The 23,935-nt window shown below is 73.8% G+C and carries 26 protein-coding genes; 21 read left to right on the forward strand and 5 right to left on the reverse strand.

The window, feature by feature from the left end:
* Positions 1 to 11 precede the first annotated feature (11 nt).
* Positions 12 to 1,277 carry an Nramp family divalent metal transporter gene (locus tag UO65_RS06865; protein ID WP_035279865.1) on the forward strand — a complete coding sequence of 422 codons (1,266 nt, stop codon included), beginning with the start codon at positions 12 to 14 and terminating at the stop codon, positions 1,275 to 1,277.
* A gap of 16 nt (positions 1,278 to 1,293) precedes the next feature.
* Here UO65_RS06865 and UO65_RS06870 read toward each other — a convergent pair whose 3' ends face one another.
* Complete coding sequence (locus UO65_RS06870; RefSeq protein WP_035279866.1) at positions 1,294 to 2,118, reverse strand: MBL fold metallo-hydrolase; 825 nt, start codon at positions 2,116 to 2,118, stop codon at positions 1,294 to 1,296.
* Positions 2,119 to 2,259: 141 nt separating this feature from the next.
* Between UO65_RS06870 and UO65_RS06875 the strand changes: the two genes are divergently transcribed.
* Entirely contained in the window at positions 2,260 to 3,411 is a 1,152-nt protein-coding gene (locus UO65_RS06875) for a coiled-coil domain-containing protein (RefSeq protein ID WP_052020837.1), read from the forward strand.
* Positions 3,412 to 3,489: 78 nt separating this feature from the next.
* The gene (locus tag UO65_RS06880; protein WP_181399835.1) at positions 3,490 to 4,140 is read left to right on the forward strand and encodes a hypothetical protein; all 651 of its coding nucleotides are present in this window, start codon (positions 3,490 to 3,492) and stop codon (positions 4,138 to 4,140) included.
* Between the two features lie 11 nt (positions 4,141 to 4,151).
* On the opposite strand, the gene UO65_RS06885 is transcribed toward UO65_RS06880, so the two are convergent.
* Positions 4,152 to 4,526 (reverse strand): STAS domain-containing protein, encoded by a 375-nt coding sequence (locus UO65_RS06885; protein WP_052020839.1) that lies wholly within the window; start codon positions 4,524 to 4,526, stop codon positions 4,152 to 4,154.
* 308 nt (positions 4,527 to 4,834) lie between these two features.
* On the opposite strand from UO65_RS06885, the gene UO65_RS06890 reads away from it, so the two are divergent.
* A complete protein-coding gene (locus UO65_RS06890; RefSeq protein ID WP_052020840.1) occupies positions 4,835 to 5,542 on the forward strand; it encodes a hypothetical protein in 708 nt (235 codons plus the stop codon).
* A gap of 40 nt (positions 5,543 to 5,582) precedes the next feature.
* Here UO65_RS06890 and UO65_RS06895 read toward each other — a convergent pair whose 3' ends face one another.
* Positions 5,583 to 5,987 (reverse strand): hypothetical protein, encoded by a 405-nt coding sequence (locus UO65_RS06895; protein ID WP_035279867.1) that lies wholly within the window; start codon positions 5,985 to 5,987, stop codon positions 5,583 to 5,585.
* Between the two features lie 104 nt (positions 5,988 to 6,091).
* On the opposite strand from UO65_RS06895, the gene UO65_RS06900 reads away from it, so the two are divergent.
* Positions 6,092 to 7,738 carry a RecQ family ATP-dependent DNA helicase gene (locus UO65_RS06900; RefSeq protein ID WP_052020841.1) on the forward strand — a complete coding sequence of 549 codons (1,647 nt, stop codon included), beginning with the start codon at positions 6,092 to 6,094 and terminating at the stop codon, positions 7,736 to 7,738.
* An 88-nt stretch (positions 7,739 to 7,826) separates the two neighbouring features.
* Here the strand turns inward: UO65_RS06900 and UO65_RS33120 are convergent, their stop codons facing one another.
* Entirely contained in the window at positions 7,827 to 8,336 is a 510-nt protein-coding gene (locus tag UO65_RS33120; RefSeq protein ID WP_052020842.1) for a DUF4383 domain-containing protein, read from the reverse strand.
* Between the two features lie 241 nt (positions 8,337 to 8,577).
* Here UO65_RS33120 and UO65_RS06910 point away from each other — a divergent pair, with 241 nt between their 5' ends.
* The 8 genes from UO65_RS06910 to UO65_RS06945 all read left to right on the forward strand — a co-directional run bounded on the left by UO65_RS06910 (position 8,578) and on the right by UO65_RS06945 (position 15,500).
* Positions 8,578 to 9,834 carry a cytochrome P450 gene (locus tag UO65_RS06910; RefSeq protein ID WP_052020843.1) on the forward strand — a complete coding sequence of 419 codons (1,257 nt, stop codon included), beginning with the start codon at positions 8,578 to 8,580 and terminating at the stop codon, positions 9,832 to 9,834.
* A 61-nt stretch (positions 9,835 to 9,895) separates the two neighbouring features.
* The gene (locus UO65_RS06915) at positions 9,896 to 10,270 is read left to right on the forward strand and encodes an STAS domain-containing protein (protein ID WP_035279868.1); all 375 of its coding nucleotides are present in this window, start codon (positions 9,896 to 9,898) and stop codon (positions 10,268 to 10,270) included.
* A gap of 57 nt (positions 10,271 to 10,327) precedes the next feature.
* Positions 10,328 to 11,197, forward strand: coding sequence for a glycosyltransferase family 2 protein (locus tag UO65_RS06920; RefSeq protein ID WP_035279869.1), 870 nt, complete (start codon positions 10,328 to 10,330; stop codon positions 11,195 to 11,197).
* A complete protein-coding gene (locus UO65_RS06925; RefSeq protein WP_035279870.1) occupies positions 11,194 to 12,087 on the forward strand; it encodes a glycosyltransferase family 2 protein in 894 nt (297 codons plus the stop codon). The genes UO65_RS06920 and UO65_RS06925 overlap by 4 nt, the downstream gene beginning before the upstream one ends.
* A gap of 46 nt (positions 12,088 to 12,133) precedes the next feature.
* Positions 12,134 to 12,325, forward strand: a complete 192-nt coding sequence (locus tag UO65_RS06930) for a DUF2795 domain-containing protein (protein WP_035279946.1) — start codon at positions 12,134 to 12,136, stop codon at positions 12,323 to 12,325.
* Positions 12,326 to 12,435: 110 nt separating this feature from the next.
* Positions 12,436 to 13,776 carry an extracellular solute-binding protein gene (locus UO65_RS06935; RefSeq protein ID WP_035279871.1) on the forward strand — a complete coding sequence of 447 codons (1,341 nt, stop codon included), beginning with the start codon at positions 12,436 to 12,438 and terminating at the stop codon, positions 13,774 to 13,776.
* A 3-nt stretch (positions 13,777 to 13,779) separates the two neighbouring features.
* Positions 13,780 to 14,676 carry a carbohydrate ABC transporter permease gene (locus tag UO65_RS06940; protein WP_035279872.1) on the forward strand — a complete coding sequence of 299 codons (897 nt, stop codon included), beginning with the start codon at positions 13,780 to 13,782 and terminating at the stop codon, positions 14,674 to 14,676.
* Positions 14,673 to 15,500, forward strand: a complete 828-nt coding sequence (locus UO65_RS06945; protein WP_052020844.1) for a carbohydrate ABC transporter permease — start codon at positions 14,673 to 14,675, stop codon at positions 15,498 to 15,500. The genes UO65_RS06940 and UO65_RS06945 overlap by 4 nt, the downstream gene beginning before the upstream one ends.
* A gap of 86 nt (positions 15,501 to 15,586) precedes the next feature.
* Here the strand turns inward: UO65_RS06945 and UO65_RS06950 are convergent, their stop codons facing one another.
* The gene (locus UO65_RS06950; RefSeq protein WP_035279873.1) at positions 15,587 to 15,829 is read right to left on the reverse strand and encodes a hypothetical protein; all 243 of its coding nucleotides are present in this window, start codon (positions 15,827 to 15,829) and stop codon (positions 15,587 to 15,589) included.
* Positions 15,830 to 16,052: 223 nt separating this feature from the next.
* Between UO65_RS06950 and UO65_RS37920 the strand changes: the two genes are divergently transcribed.
* Genes UO65_RS37920 through UO65_RS06990 form a run of 8 tightly spaced genes read left to right on the forward strand, consistent with a single transcriptional unit; the run spans position 16,053 to position 23,558 of the window.
* Positions 16,053 to 16,568, forward strand: a complete 516-nt coding sequence (locus UO65_RS37920) for a D-glycero-alpha-D-manno-heptose-1,7-bisphosphate 7-phosphatase (protein WP_407643119.1) — start codon at positions 16,053 to 16,055, stop codon at positions 16,566 to 16,568.
* Complete coding sequence (locus tag UO65_RS06960) at positions 16,565 to 17,554, forward strand: glycosyltransferase family 9 protein (protein WP_035279874.1); 990 nt, start codon at positions 16,565 to 16,567, stop codon at positions 17,552 to 17,554. Before UO65_RS37920 ends, UO65_RS06960 begins: the two co-directional genes overlap by 4 nt.
* The gene (locus tag UO65_RS06965; RefSeq protein WP_035279875.1) at positions 17,551 to 18,438 is read left to right on the forward strand and encodes a glycosyltransferase; all 888 of its coding nucleotides are present in this window, start codon (positions 17,551 to 17,553) and stop codon (positions 18,436 to 18,438) included. The genes UO65_RS06960 and UO65_RS06965 overlap by 4 nt, the downstream gene beginning before the upstream one ends.
* A complete protein-coding gene (locus UO65_RS06970; protein ID WP_035279876.1) occupies positions 18,435 to 19,649 on the forward strand; it encodes a glycosyltransferase in 1,215 nt (404 codons plus the stop codon). Before UO65_RS06965 ends, UO65_RS06970 begins: the two co-directional genes overlap by 4 nt.
* Entirely contained in the window at positions 19,646 to 20,257 is a 612-nt protein-coding gene (locus UO65_RS06975; RefSeq protein ID WP_052020846.1) for a D-sedoheptulose-7-phosphate isomerase, read from the forward strand. The genes UO65_RS06970 and UO65_RS06975 overlap by 4 nt, the downstream gene beginning before the upstream one ends.
* Positions 20,254 to 21,528, forward strand: a complete 1,275-nt coding sequence (gene rfaE2, locus UO65_RS06980; RefSeq protein ID WP_035279877.1) for a D-glycero-beta-D-manno-heptose 1-phosphate adenylyltransferase — start codon at positions 20,254 to 20,256, stop codon at positions 21,526 to 21,528. Before UO65_RS06975 ends, rfaE2 begins: the two co-directional genes overlap by 4 nt.
* Positions 21,529 to 22,209, forward strand: coding sequence for an SDR family oxidoreductase (locus UO65_RS06985; protein ID WP_035279878.1), 681 nt, complete (start codon positions 21,529 to 21,531; stop codon positions 22,207 to 22,209).
* Positions 22,200 to 23,558, forward strand: a complete 1,359-nt coding sequence (locus tag UO65_RS06990; protein ID WP_035279879.1) for an aldehyde dehydrogenase family protein — start codon at positions 22,200 to 22,202, stop codon at positions 23,556 to 23,558. The genes UO65_RS06985 and UO65_RS06990 overlap by 10 nt, the downstream gene beginning before the upstream one ends.
* Positions 23,559 to 23,935 lie beyond the last annotated feature (377 nt).

The following is a 23,935-nucleotide window of genomic DNA, read 5'->3' on the forward strand; positions in this document are numbered from 1 at the left end:
AGGAGAAACCGATGGTCGATTCCGTCCTCAACCACCCGTCCCTCCCCCTCGGTGCCCGCGCCCGGGAGCCCGTCCGCGCCCGGCTGCGGTCGGTGGGGGCGCTGATGGGCCCGGCGTTCGTGGTGGCCGTGGCCTACGTGGACCCGGGCAACTTCGCCACCAACATGGCCGGTGGGGCGCAGTACGGGCACCTGCTGCTGTGGGTCATCGTGTCCGCCAGCGCGACCGCCGTGTTCGTGCAGTACCTCTCGGCGAAGCTCGGGGTGGCCACCGGGCGCAACCTGCCCGAGCTGTGCCGCGAGCACTACCCCCGGCCGGTGGTGCGCGGGCTGTGGGTGCAGGCTGAGCTGGTCACGATGGCCACCGACCTGGCCGAGTTCGTCGGCGCCGCGGTCGCCCTGAACCTGCTCTTCGGCATCCCGCTGCTGCCCGCCGCGGTCCTCACCGCCGTGGTGTCGCTGGCGATCCTGGGCTTGGCCCCGCTGCGGCGCAGGCGGTTCGAGAAAATCATCGTGACCCTGCTGAGCATAGTTCTGGCCGGTTTCGTCTACCAGACGCTGCAACTGGGGCCGCTCACCGACGCCGGGGCGGGCCTGGTGCCCGGGTTCGCGGGGGTGGACAGCGTGCTGCTCGCCACCGGGATGCTCGGCGCCACAGTGATGCCGCACGCGATCTACCTGCACTCGGCGCTGACCCAACACCGGTCCGACCCCGACCCGGCGCAGCGCAGGCGCACCCTGCGCGCCACCGTCGTGGACCTCGGGGCCGCGCTGGGGATCGCGGGCCTGGTCAACGTCAGCATGCTGCTCATCGCCGCGGACGCGCTGCACGGCAGCGCCCTGCCGTCGGACACGCTGGAGGACATGCACGGCAGCCTCGGCACCACCCTGGGCCCGGCGGCCGGGGTGGCCTTCGCGGTGGCCCTGCTGGCCTCCGGCCTGGCCGCCTCCAGCGTCGGCACCTACTCCGGCGAGGTGGTGATGGCGGGCTTCCTGCGCAGGCGGGTCCCGCTGCTGCTGCGCCGGGTGGTCACCATGGCCCCCGCGCTGGCCGTGCTGGCCGCCGGGGTCGACCCGATGCGCGCGCTGGTGCTCAGCCAGGTGGTCCTCTCCTTCGGCATCCCGTTCGCCCTCTTCCCGCTCGTCGCCCTGAGCAGGCGCCGCGACGTCATGGGCGACCTGGTGAACCGCCGCTGGACCACCGCGGCGGGGGTGACGGCGGCCCTGTTGATCTCGGGCCTGAACCTCTTCCTGCTCCACCGCACCCTGTTCGCCTGAGCGGGCCCCGGTGGGCTCAGCCGCCGACGGGGACGGTCAGGGCGACGGTCTGGCCGCGCTCCACCCGGCGCAGGTGCCCCGGTGGCTGCCTGCGGTCGAACTCGTCGGTGAACTCCGACAGCGGGGACTTCATGATCGTGTAGTCGTTGAAGTGCACCGGGACGACCTGCCGGGGGCGCAACATCTGGACGAGGTCGACGCCCTGCCTGCCGTCCATGGTCAGCAGCAGTCCCAGGAAGCGGGTCCCGCCCAGGTGCACGACCGCCACGTCGATGCTGGGGTAGCGGTCGCGGATCTCGCGCAGTTCCCGGTGGTACAGGGTGTCGCCGCTGAGGTAGACGCGCACCGGTTCGGCGGCGGGCTCGGCCTGGTACTCCACCATCGAACCCATGACCGGGGGCAGGAGCCCGGCCAGCGGGCCCAGGGCGTGCCGGGCGGGCAGGGCGGTGACGCGCAGGGTGGCGCCCGCCTTGGTCAGCGACAGGTCGCCCCAGGTGCGCAGCGGGACCGGTTCGCGGAAACCCCAGCGGCCCAGCTTGCGGGCGGCGTGCTCGGTGGTCAGGATCGGCAGGTCGCGGGCGAGCCCGGCGCGGGCGACCCGGTCGAAGTGGTCGCCGTGCAGGTGCGACAGGACCGCGGCGTCGATCGGGGGCAGGTCGTCGATGCCGAAGGCGGGGTCGAACCGCCTGCGCGACACCAGGCCCTGGCCGATGTGGGTCCACTGGCCGCGGCGCAGGAAGTTGGGGTCGGTGAGGAGGGTGAACGGGCCGAGGCGGAGCACGGTCGTGGCATTGCCGACGAACGTGAGCGAGCAGTCGGACCGCGGTGGGGGTGTTGTCATTGCCGGGGGATTTCCCGGATTGCACCGGTCAACCGCGCCGGTTCCCCTGCCTCCCGGCGGCACTCCATTTGAAGTGTGGTGTCATCCGTTTGATGACAGTGTCAATGTCGTCAGGTGGATGACAGTTGGTATCATCCGACCATGACCGTTGACACCGTGGAGTCCCCCGGCATCGTGCCGCTGCGCACCGGCTTCGACGTCGTCCTGCGCGGGTTCGACCGCCACCAGGTCCAGTCCTACGTCGAGGCCGCGGAAGCCGATCTGCGCCTGGTCTCCGAGGACCGCGACGCGGCCGTGGCGCAGGCCCAGCACCTGGCGGAGGTGCTGGAGCGGACCAGGGCCGAGGTCAGCGAACTCACCGAACGCCTCGAACGGGTCTGCCGCTCCCCCGTCGACGCCGACGGGCTCTCCGAACGGCTGCGCCGCCTGGCCGAGCTGGCGCACGCCGAAGCGGAGGAGATCACCTCGCGCGCCCGCGCCGCCGCCGAGCAGCAGTGGTCCACCGCGCGGGAGGCCACCTTGCGGTTGCGCGAGCGGCACGAGCAGGTGATCGCCGACCTCGACCGGCGGCGGGCGGAGATGGAGGCCGAGCACCGCGAGCTGATGCGGCGGGCGCACGCCGACGTCGAGGAGACGACCCGCCGGGCGGAGGCGGCGCGGCGCGGCCTCGACGAGCGGGCGGCCCGCCTGCGGGCGCGGGCCGACGCGGACTTCGAGACCGCGCTGGCGGCCCGCAGGCGGGAGGCGGACCGGGAGATCGCCGAGCGGCTCACCGGGGCCCGGGCCGAGGCGGCGCGGATCGTGGCCGCCGCCCGGACCGAGGCCGGGCAGCTGCTCGACGAGGCACGCGCGGAAGCCGCGCTGATGCGCTCCCACCGCGATCGGGTCGCCCGCTCACTGCGTGAGGCCCAGGCGCTGCTCACCGCGGCCGAACCACTGCTGGCCGACCCACCCGAGCCCCGGCCCGGCCCGACCGGGGGCCAGTCCGCCCCGGCAAGGGACCAGCTCAGCCCCACCGGGGCCCAGCCGCACCCAGCCGGGGACCGACTCGGCCCCACCGATCCCCGGCCCCGCCCAACCGGAGATCAGCCTCATCCGACCAGGGACCAGCACCGCCCATCCGGGGAACGGCCCCACCCAGCCGCAGAACGGCTCGACCCACCCGCAGAGCGGCATGGCCCGGCCGGGAACCGCCTCGAACCACCTCAGGGCCGGTTCGACCCGCCTCGGCAGGCCGGGAAGCCGTCCCGGACCCCGGCGTTGGCCGGGGTTCCCGCCGCGGTGGCGAGCTGACCCGACCCGGGCACGTGCGTTTGATCGACAGCGCACCGGGCAACCGGAGTACCGAGACCGGTGAAAGGACGAATCGCGATGACTGCTGGAGACGTGGCGGCGACGGTGACGACGGTTGTGGTGCTCGACCCGGCGGACACCAAGCCGCACAGCGACCTGCCCGGGACCTGGCGGGAGTTCGCCGAGCAGCGGAACGTGGTGTGGATCGGCGGGGAGACCGACCCGCTGCACCGCTGGGACGCCGTGCTGGCGGACGTGACCGGCCCGTACGCGGTGGTGGCGGGCGGCCCGGAGGCGGAGGTCGCGCTGACGGTCGCCGAGCGGAGCGGTCGTCCGCCCGCGGTGGTGCTGCTGGTCGACCCGGGTGCGGACGACGCAGCGCCGGGGAGTCCGGCGTTGGCGGCGAACGAGGCGTGGCTGCGGCGCACCACCCGGCGCCGCGAGGACCTGATCTCGGCGGGCACCGACGTGCGCCTGGTCGCGGCCAGCACCGGCGGCGCGCAGGACCGGGTCAACGCGCCGCTGCCGCTGGGGCACCCGGACGTCGTGGCCGCCGTCGAGACGGCGCTCGGTGCCGCCCCCGTCCTGACCCCCGCCGCCGAACGCGAGCCCGACATCGACTCCTACGACGACCCGGAGGACTTCGCCGACGCGGTCGGGGTCGACCCGACGCCGGAGCAGGTCGACGAGTACCGCGAGCACGTGGAGCAGCGGCCCGGGAGCGCCTGAGCGCCGTCAGGTCACCGGGCCGCGAGCAGGCCCGCGACGGCGTCCGCGCTGTCGGGGCGGCGGTCGAACAGCGGCAGCAGGCCGGTGAGCTCCAGCAGGCGGAGCATCATCGGCCTGCACCCCGTCAACACCAGGGGGAAGTCCAGCTTCATGGCCCTGTCCCTCGCCTCCATGAACCACGCGAGGCCCGCCGACCCGCAGAAGGCGACTCCGGCCAGGTCGATCACCAAGCCCGGGGTGGTGGGGGTGAACAGGGGTGCCGCGGCTCGGTCCAGCAGCGGCACGGTTGCCACGTCGAGGTCACCGCTGAGGACCGCGACGGGAACGTCGCCCACGTGGTCGACGCGGATGTCGAAGAGCCGTGGTGTGGTGTTCTCGCTGTTCATGGCACCCGTTTTCGTCAGGGCACGCTTCGCAGGCCACGAGCTGTGGGCTCAACACGCGACGCACAATCCACATACCGTGTCTACCGCCTTCCCACGCACGCTAACCCCCCGCACCGGACATGGCAAAGGGCGGTGTGGCCTCACGCACTCCTTCACCCATTCGGGCGACCGCTGACGACCGAAGGGTGTACCCCGGTCCACGCTGTCGAACGTGGCTGGGAGCGCTGGTCTCAGGCACCGGAGCCCGGTGCCGCGGCCTCGTCCGGCCGCGGAGTTTGCGAGCGCGGCGGCGGGGTAGACCAGGCCCCGTGATCACCCCGGAGGAACGCACCGAGCCATCGCGGCCCCCCGAGCCGGAGAGCGCGGGACGCCGGGGGTGGTCGTCCTGGGTGCGCGGCGGGTTCGCGGCCCTGGGTCGGGCGCGGTCGGCGCCCGCGTTCCACCCCTCGGGCCGGGTGCTGACTGGTCGGATCAGCGCGGTCGACGGCTGCCCGCCCTGGTTTCCCCTGCCGGTGGAACCGACCCCGGCGCTGGTCCGCGTGTCCAAGGGCGTCGGCCTCCCCGGCGGAGCGCCGGACATCCTCGGCCTCGGGATCCGGACGACCGTGGACGGCCTGCCGTGGGACCTGCTGCTGTCGAGCTGCGGGCCGGGCCCGCTGCGCGGGCTGCCGTTCCCCGGGCTCGGCTGGGACCGGGCCCACTACAGCAGCATCGTGGCGCTGGTGGGTGACGGCGGCCGGGGTGTGCTGCGCGCCGTGCCGCGCGGACTGCCGTCCGGAGCGCGGCTCGACGCGGTCGTTCCCGCGCTCCCCTTCGGCTGGGACCTCCGGTTGGGCGGTGTGCGGGTCGGGCGGCTCGACGTCACCGCGCGGGCCGACGAGGAGATCAGCTTCGACCCCCTGGGCAACGCGGCCGGGTTGGGCACGTCGCCGCGGTGGCTCACCGCCCTCCGCAAGCCCGCCTACGTGGGCAGCCAGGAGGGGCGCCACGCCGCCGAACCCGGCACCCGCCGCTGAGGCTGAGACCGGCCACAGCAGCGGTTCAGGCGGCCGCGGTTCAGGGGGTGCGGCGGAAGACGGCGGTGAAGGTGGCGGGGCTGTCCTCGGTGAGCGTCACCCGATCGGCGAATCCGCTGACGACCATCCACTCCCGGGCGTCCGGGCCGCGGCCCCGCAGGGTCTCCTCGGTCCAGGAGAAGTGGTCGACCGCTGTCAGCACCACGGAGTCGTCGTCGACGTGCAGCGCGACCTCGGCCTCCAGGGTCACCAGCCGGTTCTCCCGGCGGCGCCACCCGATCGCGCTGCTCAGCGCGGTGTCGAGCACCCAGACCACGGCGTCGCTCAGCTCCTGCTGCACCGCGAACCCGCCGAGCACCGCCCGCACCCGCGCCCGGGTCGAACGCAGCACCGACACCATCAGCGGCACCCGCATCGCGTACAGCAGGATGTCTTTCTGGGACATGGGCGGCGGGTTCCCCGGTCGGGTCGGTTGACACCTCGATTTTCCCGGCTGTATGGGGAAGGGATCCGGTGTGTCAGTGCGGGGGCCGGTGGTACCCGGCGGCCGTGACAGGGCAACGGGAACACCTCGACCTCCTGCGGCGCACCGCCGAGGCCGAGTTCGGCTGGACCAGCCTGACCGGGGAGCAGCTCACCGCGATGGCGGCGGTGATGGGCGGTGAGGACGTGCTGGTGGTCCTGCCCACGGGGGCCGGGAAGTCGGCGGTCTACCAGGTTCCCGCGCTGCTGCTGCCGGGGGTGACCGTGGTGGTGTCGCCGCTGATCGCCCTGCAACAGGACCAGATCGAGGGGCTCGACGCGGGCTCGGCGGCGGTGGCGGTGAACTCGGCTCGCTCCGCCAAGGAGAACCGCGAGGCGTGGCGGGCGGTGCGCGACGGCACGGTGCGGTACCTGTTCCTGGCACCGGAGCAACTGTCCAAGGAGGACGTGCTCGACGAACTGGCCGGGTCCGAGGTGGCCCTGTTCGTCGTCGACGAGGCGCACTGCGTCTCCGCCTGGGGCCACGACTTCCGCCCCGACTACCTGCGGCTGCACCAGGCGGTCGAGCGGTTGGGGCACCCCACGACCGTGGCGCTGACGGCCACCGCGGCGCCACCGGTGCGCGACGACATCGTCGATCGGCTGCACATGCGCCGCCCCCGGCTCGTCGTGGCGGGCTTCGACCGGCCCAACCTGCACCTGACCGTGCACACGCACACCGACGACACCGAGCGCCGCACCGCGGTGGTGCACCGGGTGCGCGAGCTGGCCGCCGACGCGGCGAGCAGACCCGGCCTGCTCTACACCGCGAGCAGGCGCGACTGCGAGGGTCACCGGGACGACCTCGCCGCGGCCGGGGTCCGCGTCGCGGCCTACCACGCGGGGATGCGCAAGGCCGACCGCGAGCAGGTGCACCGCGACTTCCTCGCCGGGGACCTCGACGTGGTGGTGGCGACCTCCGCGTTCGGCATGGGCATCGGCAAGCCGGACGTGCGCTTCGTCGTGCACGCCGCCGCCCCGGAGTCGCTGGACTCCTACTACCAGCAGATCGGCCGCGCGGGCCGCGACGGCGACCCGGCCACGGTGGAGTTGTTCTACCGGGCCGAGGACATGGCGTTGCAGCGCTTCCTCACCGGGTCGCGCGTGCCGGAGGACACCATCGCGGAGGTGGTGTCCGCGGTGCGGTCCCACGGCGGGCACCTGACCCGCGCCGAGTTCACCGAGGAGGTGTCCGCCGCGCCCGCACGCCGCACCCGGGCGCTCAACCACCTCGACCAGGCCGGTGTGCTGGACGTGTCACCGTCGGGGGACCTGGACTACCGCGATCCGGAAGTCGGTCCCGGGCGGGCGATCGAGCTGGCGACCGAGGCGGCCGAGGGGCACCGGCGGATGGTCGGCTCGCGCCTGCACATGATGCGCGCCTACGCGGAGACCACGGGCTGCCGCAGGCAGCACCTGCTGGGCTACTTCGGCGAGGTGCTCGACCACCCGTGCGGGGCGTGCGACACCTGCGCGGCGGGTACGGCGAGCACCCTGACCAGGGAGGCGGCGGGCTTCGCCGTGCAGCAGGAGGTGCGGCACGCCGAGTGGGGCGCGGGCACGGTGATGTCCGTGGCGGACGACCGGGTGACCGTGCTGTTCGAGGAGCAGGGCTACCGGACGCTGTCCCTGGCGGCGGTGCAGGAGAACGACCTGCTCACCCCTGTGGGCTGACGGCACCGACCGGGGGTCGACATCCCTGTGGAACGGGATGTCGACCCCCGGTCGGTGCACTCGGTCGATCCACAGCGCTGCGGGGTGGTCAGTCGGCGTGGCGCGGGATGTCCTTGTTGGTGCCCCGGTCCGCGCGGTCACCGGCGTAGTCGCCGTCGGCGCGGCCCTCCAGCCAGGCGATCGCGATGGAGGCGAGCAGGCCAACGCCGTGCACGACGAGGATGGGCGTGTGCACCCCGGCCGGTTCGCCGGGGGCGTTGTCGATGAGCGCGACGATGTCGTAGGCCAGCAGCGCGGTGAAGACCAGGCAGCCGAACAGGCCCGCGATGCGGGCGGCCTTGCGCAGCGCGGCGAGCAGCGCCAGCAGCCCCAGCCCGATGTGCACCAGGTTGAGCAGCGTCGAACCGCCCAGGCCGCCCACGGTTCCCTCGGCCGTGGACGCGGGTGTGCTGGCGAAGCCGTCGAGTCCGCTCTGGACCAGTCCCACCACGCCCAGCACGAGCAGGACCGCGCCCAGCGCCGCGCACAACCACCGCGCGGGCGAACGCGGTGCCGCCGCGCGCTCGTGCCGACCGTCGCCCTGTCGTTCGTCCATCATCCGCCCCGCTCGTCGTGGCCATCGGTCTTCCGGTTCGGTGGGCGACGCCCCTCGGCGCGCTCGCGTCCTTTCCGGTCCGGACCGGTCTACCCCGTGGGCGCCGTCCGAACCCACCAGGAGCGGTGCTCCGCACGACAGGGCACCACCCACCTGCCACGAACGGGTGACCGGAACCACAGATGACGATCATCCAAATCGGCCTCCGGCGGTTTCGGCGCGCCCGGGACGGGTAGACGCGCCCATGGACGAATCGCTCGCTGTGCTGACGAAGGGTTACGCCTGGCTCCCGGACCGGTTGCGCGCCGAGAACGCCCCCGTCGTGCGGACACGGCTGATGGGTCAGCGCGCGGTCTGCATCCACGGTGTGGACGCCGCGCGGCTGTTCTACGACGAGCGCAACGTGCACCGCCACGGCGCGCTGCCCGAGCCGGTCAAGAGCACCCTGTTCGGCCACGGTGCCGTGCACACCCTCGACGCCGCCGACCACCGGCGCCGCAAGTCCCTGTTCACCGGTCTGCTGATGAACCGGGAGGGCATCACCGACCTGGTCGAGCGGACCACCGCGGCCTGGGACGCGACCGTGGCGAACTGGGTCGTCGACCGGCCGGTGACGCTGTTCGAGGAGGCGAGCCGGGTGCTGACCGAGGCGGTGTTCGCCTGGGTCGGGCTGCCGCTGCCGCCCGAAGAGGTCGCCCCGGTCGCGGCGGACCTGGTCACGATGGTGGACGGCTTCGCCACCCCCGCGCCCCGGCACTTCAAGGCCCGCGCCGCTCGTGGTCGCCAGGAGAAGCGCCTCGCCGACATCATCACCGGCATCCGCGACGGCTCGGTGGAGGTGGCCCCGGACAGCGCGGTCCGGGCGGTCGCCTCCCACGTCGACGAGCGCGGGGACCTGCTCGAACCCCGGGTCGCCGCGGTGGAGGTGCTCAACATCGTCCGCCCCACCGTGGCCATCTCCTGGTTCCTGACCTTCACCGGCCACGCCCTGCACCGCTGGCCCGGAACCCGGGCCCGGCTGGCGCGCGGCGACCGGGAGTACGCGGTGGCCTTCGCCCACGAGGTCCGCCGCTTCTACCCGTTCGCCCCCTTCCTCGGCGGCCTGGCCGCCCGGGACCTGACCTTCCACGGCCAGGAGATCCCGAAGGGCGCGATGGTCCTGCTCGACGTCTACGGCCACAACCACGACCCGGCGCTGTTCCCCGACCCGTACACCTTCTCCCCCGAGCGCTTCCTCGACCGCGAGATCGGTGCCTTCGAGCTGATCCCCCAGGGCGGCGGCGACCCGCGCACCGGGCACCGCTGCCCCGGCGAGGACATCGTCATCACCATCCTCGCCGCCCTGGCACCACGCCTGGCCCGGCTCGACCACGCGGTCCCCGAGCAGGACCTCGACATCCCGCTCAACCGCATCCCCACCCTCCCCCGGAGCCGCTTCACCCTCGCGCGCACCGAGCACGAGGAGTGGGCGCTGGACACCGCGCTGACCCCGAGTGGCTGATCGCGACCGGTCCGGCGCACAATGCCGACCGGGTTCGCGACGACGCGCGGAGGGGAGTGACATGCCCGGAGCCGGGATCGATGTCTCCAGCGAGGAGACGTCGTCGCACCTCATCGCCCGCTTCGCCGGGGAACTCGACCTGGCGACCGCCCCGGTGGCGCGCGCCGCGCTGGACGACGCCGTCCGGGCGGTGGGCGGGCGCCACCTGGTGGTCGACTTGACCGGGTTGACGTTCCTCGGCTCCCCCGGGCTGGGTCTGCTGGTCAACGCCTGGGGGCGCTGCGCGGGCGGCGGGGCCCCGTTCACGGTGGTGGCCCCGCCCGGTGGCGCACCCCACCGCGTCCTGGAGGTCACCGGCCTCATCGGCTCGATCACGGTCGTCGAGGGAGTGTGGGAGGTCGTCGGCTCCGAGGCGATCGACCCTCCCGGCCAGTGAGACGACCGGCTCACCGCATCGGTGGGTAAATGCGTGATGCAGGGGTAGCACTGGGGCATGACCACCTCGCGCACCACGATCGTCATCGCGACCCGGAACCGGTGCGACGGTCTGCTGCGAACCCTCCAGCACCTCGACGACGGGGCCCCCGGCTCACCGGTCGTCGTGGTGGACAACGGGTCCGCGGACGGGACCGCCCAGCGCGTCAGCGCCCGGTTCCCCCGCGTCCGGGTGTTGCGGCTGCACCGCAACCTCGGCGCCTCCGCGCGCAACCTCGGGGTTCGCGCCGCCCGAACCCCGTACGTCGCCTTCAGCGACGACGACTCGTGGTGGGCGCCCGGGGCGCTGGCGCGGGTGGAGGCGGCCTTCGACGCGCACCCGCGGTTGGGCCTGGTCACGGGGCGGACGCTGGTGGGTGAGCAGGAACGGCCCGACCCCATCAACCACCTGCTGGCCGACAGCCCGCTGGGGCGCGACCCGGACCTGCCGGGGCCGTCGGTGCTCGGCTTCCTGTGCTGCGCGGCCGTGGTGCGCCGCGAGGCCCACCTGGGGGTCGGCGGGATACACCCGCTGCTGTTCTTCCTCGGCGAGGAGCGGCTGCTGGCCTGGGACCTGGCGGCGGCGGGCTGGTCGTGCTGCTACCTCGACACCGCGGTCGCCCACCACCACCCCGCGCCCCGGCGCGGCGGCGCGCACGCCCGGCGCGTGCTGGAGCTGCGCAACGACCTGCTGACGGCGTGGCTGCGCAAACCGGTGCGCGACGGTGTGGCGGCCACCGCGGCGCTGGCCCGGCGCGCCCTGGGCGACCGGGCGGCGCGCACCGCCCTCGGGGAGGCCGTGCGGCGGCTGCCCGCGGCGGCGCGCGGTCGCAGCGCGCTGCCGCACCGGGTGCTGCGCCACGTCGAGCTGGTGGAGGGCGCGGCGTGAGCGGGCGGGTGACCGTCGTGGTGATCACGCACAACCGGCGGGCGGAGCTGTGCCGCACGCTCGCGCACATGGCCGCGCTGTCGGACCGGGCGCCGATCATCGTGGTGGACAACGGCTCCGGTGACGGCAGCGCGACGGCGGTGGCCCGCGACTTCCCGGAGGTGGAGCTGCTGGCCAGCCCGCGCAACCTCGGGGCGATCGGCCGCAACCTGGCGGTGGAGCGGGTGCGCACGCCCTACGTGGCGTTCTGCGACGACGACACGTGCTGGGAGCCCGGATCGCTGACCCGGGCCGCGGACCTGCTCGACGAGAACCCGGAGCTGGGCTCGGTCACCGGGCGCTGCCTGGTCGAACCGGGGCTGCGGGAGGACCCGATCACCCCGGAGATGCGCCACTCCCCCGTCCCCGGCCCCGACTGGCTGCCCGGTCCGGCGCTGCTGGGCATCATGGCCGGGCTGAGCATGGTGCGGGTCTCGGCGTTCCGCGACGTCGGCGGGTTCAGCCCGAGGCTGTGGCTCGGCGGCGAGGAGGAGTTGTTCGCCCTCGACCTGGCCGCACGCGGCTGGTGGATGTGCTGGGCCGAGGACGTGGTGATCCGGCACGCGCCGTCGCGGGCGCGCGACCCGCGGGCCCGGCGCGCCGACGGCATCCGGAACACGCTGTGGACGGCGTGGTTGCGCAGGCCGCTGCGCAGCGCCGTGCGGCACACCGCCTGGGTCCTGCGCGGGGCGCCGAAGGACCGGGCGACGGCGGGCGCGGTGGGTCGCGCGCTGCTGGGCCTGCCGTGGGTGCTCGCCGGGCGCCGGGTGGTGCCCGCCGAGGTCGAGTCGGGGCTGCGGCTGCTGGAGGCCGCCCGCGTGGGGCGCACCGCGCGCAACTACGTCGGCTGAACCCGGATCGATGGTTCGGCTGCCGCACAGCGGTTACCCGGCCGACATGAGCACAACGAACCCGATCGAACTGCAGAAGCACCTCAGCGGCGTGGACTACCCGGCGAGCCGCCAGGACCTCGTCGAGCACGCCAGGTCCGACGGCGCGAGCGAGGAGATCCTGCAAGCACTGGAGAACATGCCCGACCGGACCTACGACGGCCCGAACGCCGTGAGCCAGGCGGCGTCCAAGAGCTGACCGGCCGCCTCCCGACAACACACCGGAAGGCGCTGGCACCGCACCCACCCACCGTGGTTTGAACCCCGCGGTGGGTGGGTAGCCCCTGCCTTGGTCACGGGAGGGGGCGGATGACTGTGGGCCGGTGGGTGCGGGTTTCAGCCGTGGTGGCGGCGGTGCTGGTGTCCGGGGGCTGCGGCGGGTTGGGTGCCTCGCCAGAAGACGCCCCCAACGCGTTGACCACCATGGGTTTCGGCCTCCCGGACGAGCACGCCACCGCCCGCGTCGCGGTGTTCCGCGACCGGTTCCCCGACACAGACCTGCGGGTCAACGAGGGCGCCTTCGACGAGCAGCAGTTCCTCTCCGCCGTCGCCAGTGGCGAGCCGCCGGACCTCGTCTACGCCGACCGGGCGAAGTTGGGTGCCTACGCGGCCAGGGGCGCGGTCGAGCCGATCGACGACTGCCTGCGCTCGCACGGGGTGGACCAGGCGCAGTTCCGGCCCGCCGCGATGCGCCAGGTCACCTACGGCGGAAAGGTCTACGGCGCACCGGAGTTCGCCACCGTGCGGCTGCTGATCATCAACAACACCGCCGTGCGCGCCGCGGGCGTCGACCCCGCCACCGTCTCGAGCACCGACTGGTCCGCCCTGGCCGACCTGAGCACCCGGTTGGCCGACAACGCCGACGGGCGGTTCCGGCGGATCGGCTTCGACCCCAAGCTGCCCGACTTCCTCCCGTTGTGGGCCAAGGCCAACGGCGTCGAGCTGATCACCCCCGACGGGCGCGGGGTGCGGCTCGACGACCCGGCGGTGGTCGAGACCCTGCGCTACACCACGGACCTGGTGAAGTCGCAGGGCACGTGGGCGGCGTTCAAGGCGTTCAAGGACGGCTTCAACGACTTCGGCGCCGACAACGCCTACGCCAAGGACCAGCTCGCGGTCATGCCGATGGATTCCTTCTACATCAACACCCTGGCCACCAACTCCCCCGACGTGGACGTGACGATCACCCCGTTCACCGACCGGCGGGGCGAGCCCGTCACCGAGCTGGGCGGGCAGGCGTGGGCCATCCCCAAGGGGTCGCGGCACCCGGAGCGGGCGTGCGACTTCCTGGTCACCATGACCGCCACCGACACCTGGGTCACCGCCGCCAAGGCGCGCCGCGACGCGCTGGCCGCCAAGGGCAGGCCCTACGGCGGCACGTTCACCGCCAACCGGGTGGCGGACGAGGAGATCTTCACGACCGTGTACGCCGCGCAGGGCAACCGCATCCTGGACCAGGGCGTGCCGATCGTGCGCGCGTTGCAGGACGACTCGTTCGCCCTGCCCGCCAGCCCCGCCGGGCCGGACCTGATCCGGGCCTGGCAGCAGGCGGCCACCCGGGTGCTGACCGGGGCGCAGACCCCCGAGGAGGCCCTGGGCCAGGCGCAGCGGGAAGCCGACGCCGCGCTCGACCGGGTACTGGGGAGGTAGGCCGTGAGCCGGACCGAGCGCCGGGCGCCGTGGCTGTTCCTGTCGCCGTGGCTGCTGGGCTTCGCCGCGTTCACCGCGGGCCCGATGCTGGTCAGCCTGTGGTTGTCGTTCACCCGCTACGACATGCTCACCCCGGCGGAGTTCGTCGGCACCGACAACTACCGCGAGCTGTTCACCGACCCCAAGGTCGCCACCGCGCTGGGGAACACGCTGTTCTTCACGGTCCTGCACGTGCCGTTGCAGATCGTGCTGGCCCTGGTCCTGGCGAGCCTGCTGCGCCGGGCCGGGCGCGCGGGCGGGGTGTTCCGGACCCTGCTGTACCTGCCGGTGATGACCCCGCCGGTGGCGCTCGCGGCGCTGTTCCTGCTGCTGCTCAACGGGCAGACCGGCGCCATCAACGACGTGCTGGGCTGGTTCGGCTTCACCGGCCCGAACTGGACGACCGACCCGGCGTGGATCAAGCCGGGCCTGGTGCTGATGAGCCTGTGGACCGTGGGCAGCACGGCGGTCATCTACCTGGCCGCGCTGACCAGGGTGCCCCCGGAGCTGTACGAGGCCGCCGAACTCGACGGCGCGAGCCCGTGGCGGCGGTTCCGGCACGTCACGCTGCCGATGATCAGCGGCACGGTGTACTTCACCGTGATCGTGAACACGATTGCCTCGTTGCAGGTCTTCACCGAGGCCTACGTCATGTTCTACGGCAACGCCCAGACCGAGGCTGGCCGCGACGACTCGGCGCTGTTCTACGTGATCTACCTGTTCCAGCAGGCGTTCGGCTCGCTGCGGATGGGCTACGCCTCGGCGATGGCGTGGGCGCTGTTCCTGGTGATCGCGCTGATCACCGCACTCCAGGTCCGGGCGAGCAGGCGGCTGGTCCACTACGAGGGTGAGGTCCGATGAGGACCAGGGGGCGCGGGTTCGCGCTGGCCGGGCTGGTCGTGGCGGCGGTGGCCTTCGGCTACCCGTTCGCGTGGCTGGTGAGCGCCTCGCTCAAGGACCGGGCGCACGTGTTCGACAACGCGCTGCTGCCGGTGCCGTTCGCGCCGCAGAACTTCGTCGAGGTGTGGCGGGCGGTGCCGCTGCTGACCTGGATCGGCAACAGCGTCGCGGTCGGGGTGGCCGCGGCGGTCGCGGCGACGCTGTCGAGCGCGGTCGTGGCCTACGGGTTCGCCCGCTACCGCTTCCGCGGCCGGGGCCTGCTGTTCGGGCTGGTGCTGGCGACGATGATGCTGCCCGGCGCGGTCACGATGGTGCCGGTGTACCTGGAGTGGCACGCGGTGGGCCTGGCGACGACGCAGGTCCCGCTGTGGGCGCAGAACCTGTTCGGTTCGGCGTTCTACATCTTCCTGCTGCGGCAGTTCTTCCTCGGCCTGCCCTCGGAGGTGTTCGACGCGGCCAGGGTCGACGGCGCCGGGCCGCTGCGCACCTTCACCGCCATCGCGCTGCCGCTGGCGCGGCCGGGGATGGTGGTGGTGTTCGTGTTCGAGCTGCGGTCGGCGTGGACGGACCTGATCAAGCCGCTGATCTACCTGCGCGAACCGCAGTTCTACACGTTGCCGCGCGGGTTGAAGACGGTGCTCGACCGGTTCGGCCAGGGCGGGGAGTCGCAGTGGGAGATCGTGCTGGCGGCCAGCGTGGTGGCCACGGTGCCGATGATCGTGCTGTTCCTGTGCGCCCAGCGCTACTTCGTCCGGGGTTTGGTCACCCAGCACGTGGAGCAGTGAATAGCCACCCATTCGGGTGAAGCGCGGAAACCACGTCTCCTGTTTCCTTCCGGGAAACAGGAGACGTGGTTCTCAGTGCGCGCTGGTCAGCTCACAGCGGGTCCGGAATCGGAGGAACCGGCGAGCTGCGAGAGGAAGTCGTGGCACTTCTTCGCCCGCGCGGAGTCCTCCGCCATCACCTGCTCGAAGAACTCGGCGATGTCGTTCTTGCCCGCGTTCTTGGCGTCGCGGACGTACTGGCCGTAGTCGTGCCCGGCCTTGAGCGAGTGGTACTGCACCGAGATGAGGTCGAAGGTCACGTCGTCGAAACCGGTCTCACCTGTCGCCATGTCCGTTTCTCCTTCAGTCGAACCGGGGGGTGTGTCCATCGCTTCGGGGCGGCGCCCCGGGTGTCTGTGGCAGAGGTGTTCCCACTGCGCCGCGATTCATTCGCGGAGATCACCACCGATGTGCCGGTACCGCCGCACGGGGGTGGTTTCACCATTCACCAGTACGAGCGTCTGCTTACCGTCGAAGTGTTTACCAGCGAAAATGCTGGATATCACTGCTCCCGTGACACCACCTCCTGCCGCTGTGCTGCTGGATCGGGATGGCACCCTCGTGCACGACGTGCCCTACAACGGCGACCCCGCGCTGGTGCGGCTGATGCCCGGCGCGATCGAGTTGACCACCGCCCTGCGGACCCGGGGCGTGCGCACCGGGGTGGTGAGCAACCAGTCCGGCATCGGCCGCGGGATGCTCACCGAGGAGCAGGTGGCCGCGGTCAACGCCAGGGTGGAGACCCTGCTCGGTCGCTTCGGCACCTGGCAGGTCTGCCCGCACCGGCCCGAAGACGGCTGCGCGTGCCGCAAACCGCGACCCGGCCTCGTCCTCGCGGCCTGCGCGGCGCTGGGTGTGGACCCGTCCGACACCGTGGTCATAGGCGACATCGGCGCGGACGTCGACGCCGCCCGCGCCGCGGGTGCCCGCGCGATCCTGGTCCCGACCGAGCGGACGCTGCCCGAGGAGGTCGAGCGCGCGCCGGTTGTCGTCGCGGACCTGCACGCCGCGCTGGCGGTGGTCCTGTGAGGACATTGGTCGCCCGCCTCGACAGCGACGGGGACGTGCTGCTGGCCGGTCCCGCCGTCCGCGCCGCCGCGGCGGCGGGCGAGGTCACCCTCCTGGTCGGTCCGGCGGGTCGACAGGCGGCCGAACTGCTGCCCGGGGTGGACGACGTGCTGGTGTGGGCGTGCCCCTGGGTGGCCAACCCCGCGCCCGCGGTGGACGCCGCCGACGTGGACCGGCTGGTCGGCGCGGTGCGGGAACGCCGACCGGACGTGGCGCTGGTGTTGACGTCCTTCCACCAGAGCCCGCTGCCGCTGGCGCTGCTGCTGCGGCTCGCGGGCGTGCCCAGGATCGTCGCCCGGTCGATCGACTACCCCGGCTCCCTGCTGGACGTGCGGCTGACCGACGACCCCGACATCCCCGAGGCGGACCGGGCCCTGGCGGTGGCGCGGGCGGCCGGGTTCGACCTCCCCCCCGGTGACGGCGGCGGTCTCGCGGTCCGCCCGCAGCCCTCGACCACCCCCGGCCCGTACCTGGTGGTGCACCCCGGCGCGTCGGTGCCCGCCCGCACCTGGTCGCCGGACCGCTGGGCCGAGGCCGTCTCGGTGCTCACCGGGCGCGGGCACCGGGTCCTGGTGACCGGCGGCCCCGGCGAACGCGCGCTGACCGCCCGGGTGGCGGGCACGACCGGGGTCGACCTGGGCGGCCGCACCACGCTGGCGGAGCTGGCCGGGCTGCTGGCGGGCGCCGACGCGCTGGTGGTCGGCAACACCGGTCCGGCGCACCTGGCCGCCGCCGTGGGCACCCCCGTGGTGTCGCTGTTCGCCCCCGTGGTGCCCGCCGCCCGCTGGGCCCCGCACGGGCCGCACGTCCTGCTCGGCGACCAGCACGCGCCGTGCCGGGACACCCGGGCCCGCGACTGCCCGGTACCGGGTCACCCGTGCCTCGACGGGGTCGATCCCCGCCGGGTGGCCGACGCCGTCGACGAGCTGATCGGAGTCCGCGCATGAGGGTCCTGCTCTGGCACGTGCACGGGTCGTGGACGAACGCCTTCGTCCGCGGCGAGCACGAGTTCCTGCTGGTGGCCCCGCCCGACGGGGTGGGACTCGCCGGGCGCGACTGGCCCTCGGCGCGGGAGGTGCCGCTGTCGGACCTCGACCGCGGCAGCGCGGACGTGGCGGTCGTGCAGAACCCGCGCGAGCTGCCCCTGGTGCCCGACGGGATGCCCGTGATCTACCTGGAGCACAACACGCCCAAGGCGCCCAACGAGCGCCACCCCATGGCCGACTGGCCCGGGCGGCTGGTGCACGTCACCCACTTCAACGCGCTGATGTGGGACACGGGCAGCACCCGCACCACCGTCATCGAGCACGGTGTGGTCGACCCGGGGCCGCTCTACACCGGTGAGCTGCCCCGGGCCGCGGTCGTGGTCAACGAGCCGGTGCGCCGCGGCCGGGTCGTCGGCACCGACCTGCTGCCCCGCTTCGCCGAGGCCGCCCCGCTCGACGTCTACGGCATGGGCACCGAACTGCTGGGGCCGATGGGCCGCGGCGACCACGGCATGGCCGACCTGCACCGGGAGATGGCGCGGCGGCGGGTCTACCTGCACCCGGTGCGGTGGACGTCGCTGGGGTTGTCGCTGCTGGAGGCGATGTGCCTGGGGATGCCGGTGGTCGCGCTGGCCTGCACCGAGGTGGGCCGCGCGGTGCCACCGGGAGCGGGGGTGGTGTCCAACGACCCGGACCGGCTGGTCCGGGGACTGCGCGAACTGGTGTCCGACCCGGACGCCGCCCGCGCGCGCGGGGTCGAGGCCAGGCGCACCGCCCTGGCCCGGTACGGGCTCGACAGCTTCCTCAAGGGTTGGGACCGCTTGCTGATGGAGGTGACCGCATGAAAATCGCGATGGTGTCCGAACACGCCAATCCCCTCGCCGCGCTCGGCGAGGAGGACGCGGGCGGCCAGAACGTCCACGTCGCCGGCCTGGCGTCCGCGCTGGCCGCCCGGGGGCACCGGGTGACCGTCTTCGCCCGCAGGGACGACCCGGACGTGCCGGAACTGGTGCACGCCAAGGGCTACGACGTCGTGCACGTCCCCGCGGGCCCCGCCGCCCCGGTGCCCAAGGACGACCTCCTGCCGCACATGAACGACTTCACCCGGTTCCTGGCCCGGCACTGGCGCGACGACACCCCGGACGTGGTGCACTCGCACTTCTGGATGTCCGGCATGGCCTCGGTCCTCGCCGCGCGGACGGTGGAGGTGCCGGTCGTGCACACCTACCACGCGCTGGGCACGGTCAAGCGCCGCCACCAGGGCTCGGCCGACACCAGCCCGGCCAAGCGGATCGGCATCGAGCGGATGGTCGGCAAGCAGGCCGACGCCATCGTGGCCACCTGCACCGACGAGGTGTTCGAGCTGGTGCGGATGGGGCTGTCGCGGCAGAAGGTGACCGTGGTTCCGTCCGGGGTGGACACCCAGCGGTTCAGCCCGGACGGCCGGGGGGCGCCCAAGAGCACCGGGCACCGCATCGTCTCGGTCGGCAGGTTGGTGCCGCGCAAGGGTTTCGCCGAGGTGATCAGCGCTCTGCGCCTGCTGCCGGACACCGAACTGGTCATCGCGGGCGGCGGCGCCGACGTCGAGGGCGACCCGCAGGCGCGGGCGCTGCTGGAGCACGCCGGGTCGGTCGGGGTGCGCGACCGGGTGCGGCTGACCGGGCGGGTGTCGCGGCGGTCCATGCCCGCGCTGCTGCGCTCGGCGGACGTGGTGGTGTGCGCGCCGTGGTACGAGCCGTTCGGCATCGTGCCGCTGGAGGCCATGGCGTGCTCGGTGCCGGTGGTGGCCACCGCCGTGGGCGGGCTGGTGGACACGGTCGTCGACGGGGTCACCGGGCTGCTGGTGCCGCCGCGGGACCCGGTGGCGCTGGCCAAGGCGCTGCGCTCGCTGCTCGCCGACCCCACCCAGCGCCAGGCCCTGGGCCTCGCGGGCTACGACCGGGTGCAGGCGCGGTACCTGTGGGAGCACGTCGCCCAGGCCACCGAGGAGGTCTACCTGCGGGTGGGCGCGGGTGCGGCGGTCGAGGCGGCGGACATGGTGGAGGTGGCCAGGTGAGCGCGGAGACCCAACTGGACCCGGCGGTCGACGGCGCGCTGGGCGGTCACCTCGACCGGCTCGCGGTCACCCTCGACGGGCTGCGGGCGCAGTCGCGGCTGGTGTCGCGGTGGGGCGGTGTGCTGGCCCGACGGCTGTCGGCGGGCGCGCGGCTGCTCGCCGCGGGCAACGGCGGTTCGGCGGCCGAGGCCCAGCACCTCACGGCCGAACTCGTCGGCCGCTTCCGCGACGACCGGCGGCCGTTCTCGGCGATCGCGCTGTGCGCGGAGACCTCCAGCGTCACCGCGATCGGCAACGACTACGGCTACGACCAGGTCTTCGCCCGGCAGGTCACCGCGCACGCCCGCCCCGGCGACGTGGTGCTGCTGCTTTCGACCAGCGGGCGCAGCCGCAACCTGCTGGAGGCGGCCACCGCGGGCAGGCTGGCCGGTGCCCTGGTGTGGGCGATGACCGGCCCGGGGCCCAACCCGCTGGCCGAGGCCGCCGACGAGGTGCTGTGCCTGCCGGGTGCCACGGCCAACGTGCAGGAGGCGCAACTGGTGGCCGTGCACGCGGTGTGCGCGGCGTTCGAGGCGGCGCTGCCCGGGGTGTCCTGGAGGGCGTCATGAAGCTGGTCGTGGTGGGGGACGCGCTGCTCGACGTGGACGTGCGGGGGGCCGTGGGCAGGCTGTGCCCGGACGCCCCGGCTCCGGTGCTGGACGTGAGCGGGGAGACCGTGCGGGCCGGGGGCGCGGCGCTGGCGGCCACCCTGGCGCACACCGACGGGGTGGACGTCACCCTGGTCAGCGCCGTGGCCGACGACGAGGCGGGGCAGCGGCTGCGCGCCGCGCTCGGGGACGTGCCCGCGGTCTGGGGGCCGTCGCCGGAGCCGACGCCGGTCAAGACCCGGTTGCGCGCGGGCGGCACGTCGCTGGCCCGCCTCGACAGCGGCGGCGGCCCGCGCCCGCCCGCGGCGACCGACGCGATGCTCGACGAGGTGCTCAGCGCCGACCTGGTGCTGGTGTCCGACTACGGCCGCGGCCTGGCCCGCGACGAGCGGCTGCGGGCGGTGCTCGACCGGGTGCCGGTCGTCTGGGACCCGCACCCGCGCGGCCCGGCGCCCACCCCGGGCGCCCGGCTGGTGACGCCCAACGCCGCCGAGGCCGAGGCGTTCTCCGGGTTCAGCGACCCCACCGAGGCCGCGGCGGAGCTGCGGCGACGGTGGTCGGCCCGCGCGGTCGTGGTCACCCTCGGCGCCCGGGGCGCGCTGCTGCACGGTGGCGGCACCCCCACGGCGGTCCCCGCGCGGCGCATCCCGGTGCTGGACCCCTGCGGGGCCGGGGACCGGTTCGCCGCCACCGCCGCCGCCCGGCTGATGGCGGGCGCGGCGCCGGACGAGGCGGTGGCCGCCGCGGTCACCTCGGCGGCGGATTTCCTGCTGCGCGAGCACCCCGAGGCGGAGCAACCCTCCACTGTGGACGCGGTGCGGGCGCGGGGTGGCACGGTCGTGGCCACCGGCGGGTGCTTCGACATCCTGCACGCGGGCCACGTCCGCACCCTGCGCGCCGCGCGGGCACTGGGCGACTGCCTGGTGGTGTGCCTGAACTCCGACGACTCCGTGCGCAGGCTCAAGGGCCCGGACCGCCCGGTGACCACGCAGGACGACCGGGTCGAGGTGCTCAGCGCCCTGGGCTGCGTGGACGAGGTGGTCGTGTTCGACGAGCGCACCCCGGAGCAGGTGCTCGGCGTCCTGCGGCCGGACGTGTGGGTCAAGGGCGGGGACTACTCCGCCGAGACCCTGCCCGAGGCCGACCTGGTCGCGGGCTGGGGCGGTCGGACCGTGGTGGTGCCCTACCACAGCGGTCGCTCGACAACCGGAATTCTCACGAGGAGGAGCTGAATGCTGGGTCAGGTGCTGGTCACCGGCGGGTCGTCCGGTCTGGGCGCGGCCGTCGTGCACGCCGTGCACGAGGCGGGCGGACAGCCGCTCGTGCTCGACAAGGCGGCCCCCTCGGCCGCGGAGGTCGCCGACTTCGAGGCGGTGGACCTGTCCGACACCCGGGCGGCGGAACGGGCCGTCGCCGCCATCGCCGGGCGCAACGGCGGCCTGCGCGCCGTCGTCACCGCCGCCGGGATCGACGCGTGCGGCGCGCTGGACGTGGTGCCCGCCGAGGACTGGGAACGGGTGGTGATGGTCAACCTGTTCGGCACGGCCGCGGTCATCCGCGCGGCACTGCCGATGCTCGACGGTGGCCGGGTGGTCACCATCTCCTCCACCCTGGGCCTGCGCGCGGTCGGCGACGCCACCGCCTACTGCGCCTCCAAGTTCGGTGTCGTCGGCTTCACCAGGGCGCTGGCCGCGGAGACCGCGGGCCGGATCGGGGTGACGCTGGTGATCCCCGGCGGGATGCGCACGCACTTCTTCGACGACCGCCCGGAGCAGTACCGCCCGGCCGACGACTCCCGGCTCAACCCACCGGAGCGGGTGGCCGACGCGATCGTGTTCGCCCTCGCGCAGCCCGCGGGGTGCGAGGTCCGCGAACTGGTCGTCGCGCACGCCGAGGAGGGCTCGTGGCCGTGACCCTGGACATCCGCTCCCCGCTGGACGGCCACGAGGTCGGCTCCCTGCCCACCGCCACCGAGGACGAGGTCACCCGGGCCGTGCGGGCCGCCGTCGCCGCCCGCGGTCCCTGGGCGGACACCCCGGCCGCCGACCGCGGCGCCGCGGTCCGCGCCGCCGCCACCGCACTGCGCGCCGCGGCGGACGAACTGGCCGCGACGGTCGCCGCCGAGACCGGTCGCCCGGTCGACTCGGCCCGCGAGGGCGTGCTGGCCGGTGTGTCCACACTGGAGCAGTACGCCGAACTGGGCCCGGTCCACCGGGGCCGCTCGCTGCTCGGCTCCCCCGGCGCCACCGACCTGATGGTCCCCGAACCGCGCGGCCTGGTCGTGGCGCTGACCCCGTGGAACGACCCGGTGGCGGTGGCCTGCGGCCTGCTCGGCGCCGCCCTGGTCACCGGGAACGCTGTGGTGCACAAGCCCAGCGAGCGCTGCCCGCACACCGGCGCCCACCTCGGCGACCTGCTCTCGGAGCACTTCCCCCCGGGCGTGCTGCACACCGTCACCGGCGACGGCGAGGTCGGCGCCCGCCTGGCCGGGGACCCGTCGGTCGACGTGGTGGCCCACGTCGGCGGCACCGCCACCGGCCGCTCCATCGCCGCCGCCACCGCGCTCACCGGGGCCAAAGCCCTGCTGGAGAACGGCGGCAACGACGCCCTGCTGATCGATGCCGATGTCGACCCGGTGTGGGCGGCGGAGCAGGCCGCCCTGGGGGCGTTCGCCAACGCGGGCCAGATCTGCACCTCGGTGGAGCGCGTCCTGGTCCACCAGGACATCGCCGAGGAGTTCCTCGAAGCCCTGTGCGCCGAGGCCAGCGAGTGGAACGCCGACCCCCAGCCCCTGGTCGACCGCCGCCACCGCGAAGCCGTGCACAGCCACGTGGCCCAGGCCATCGCCGACGGCGCCGAAGCCCTGGTCGGCGGCGCGATCCCGGAAGGAGAGGGCGCCCACTACCCCGCCACCGTCCTGCGCGGCTGCACCCCGGACATGCGGGTCATGCGGGAGGAAACCTTCGGCCCGGTCGCCCCGGTGTGCGTGGTCTCCTCGTTCGCCGAGGGCCTCGGTCTGGCCTGCCAGGACGAGCACGGCCTGGCGGCCACGGTCCTGACCGCCTCCATGACCAACGCCCAGCGCGCCTGGCGCGCTCTGCCGGTGGGGACGGTCAAGGTGAACGCCGTGTTCGGCGGTGCCCCCGGCGGCGCCGCCCAACCGAGGGGCGCCTCCGGCACCGGGTACGGCTACGGCCCGGAACTGCTGGACGAGATGACCACCACCAAGGTCGTCCACATCGGACTCCCCCGCCAACGCTGACCCACTTCAGGACGAGCGCCGCAGTGCCGTTCCCGGCGCTGCGGCGCTCGTCGTTCCAATGGTCAGGATCACCCGGCCCCCGTGAAGCCGATGCAAGCGCTGTTCTTGGACCGCGTTTCCCTGGTCACTCAGCAGACAGCAGGCGCCGCTGATGGCTTTCTCGGCCGGAGAACCGCAGGTGAACGATTGTCTGCTCGATACAACGTCTGACCAAGGTCACTTTCCTGGGTTGCGAAGGCGTCGAGGTGTTGATCGACTTCGGGCTACGCGCCCGCGAACGCGGTGGCGTCCTGGTCGTGGTCTGCCCTTCGGGAACCGCCCCCACCGCACGCTCGTGGCCACGGGGCTCGACGAGGCGTTCATCCTGATCGAAGAAA

Source organism: Actinokineospora spheciospongiae (assembly GCF_000564855.1).
Taxonomy (GTDB): Bacteria; Actinomycetota; Actinomycetes; order Mycobacteriales; family Pseudonocardiaceae; genus Actinokineospora; species Actinokineospora spheciospongiae.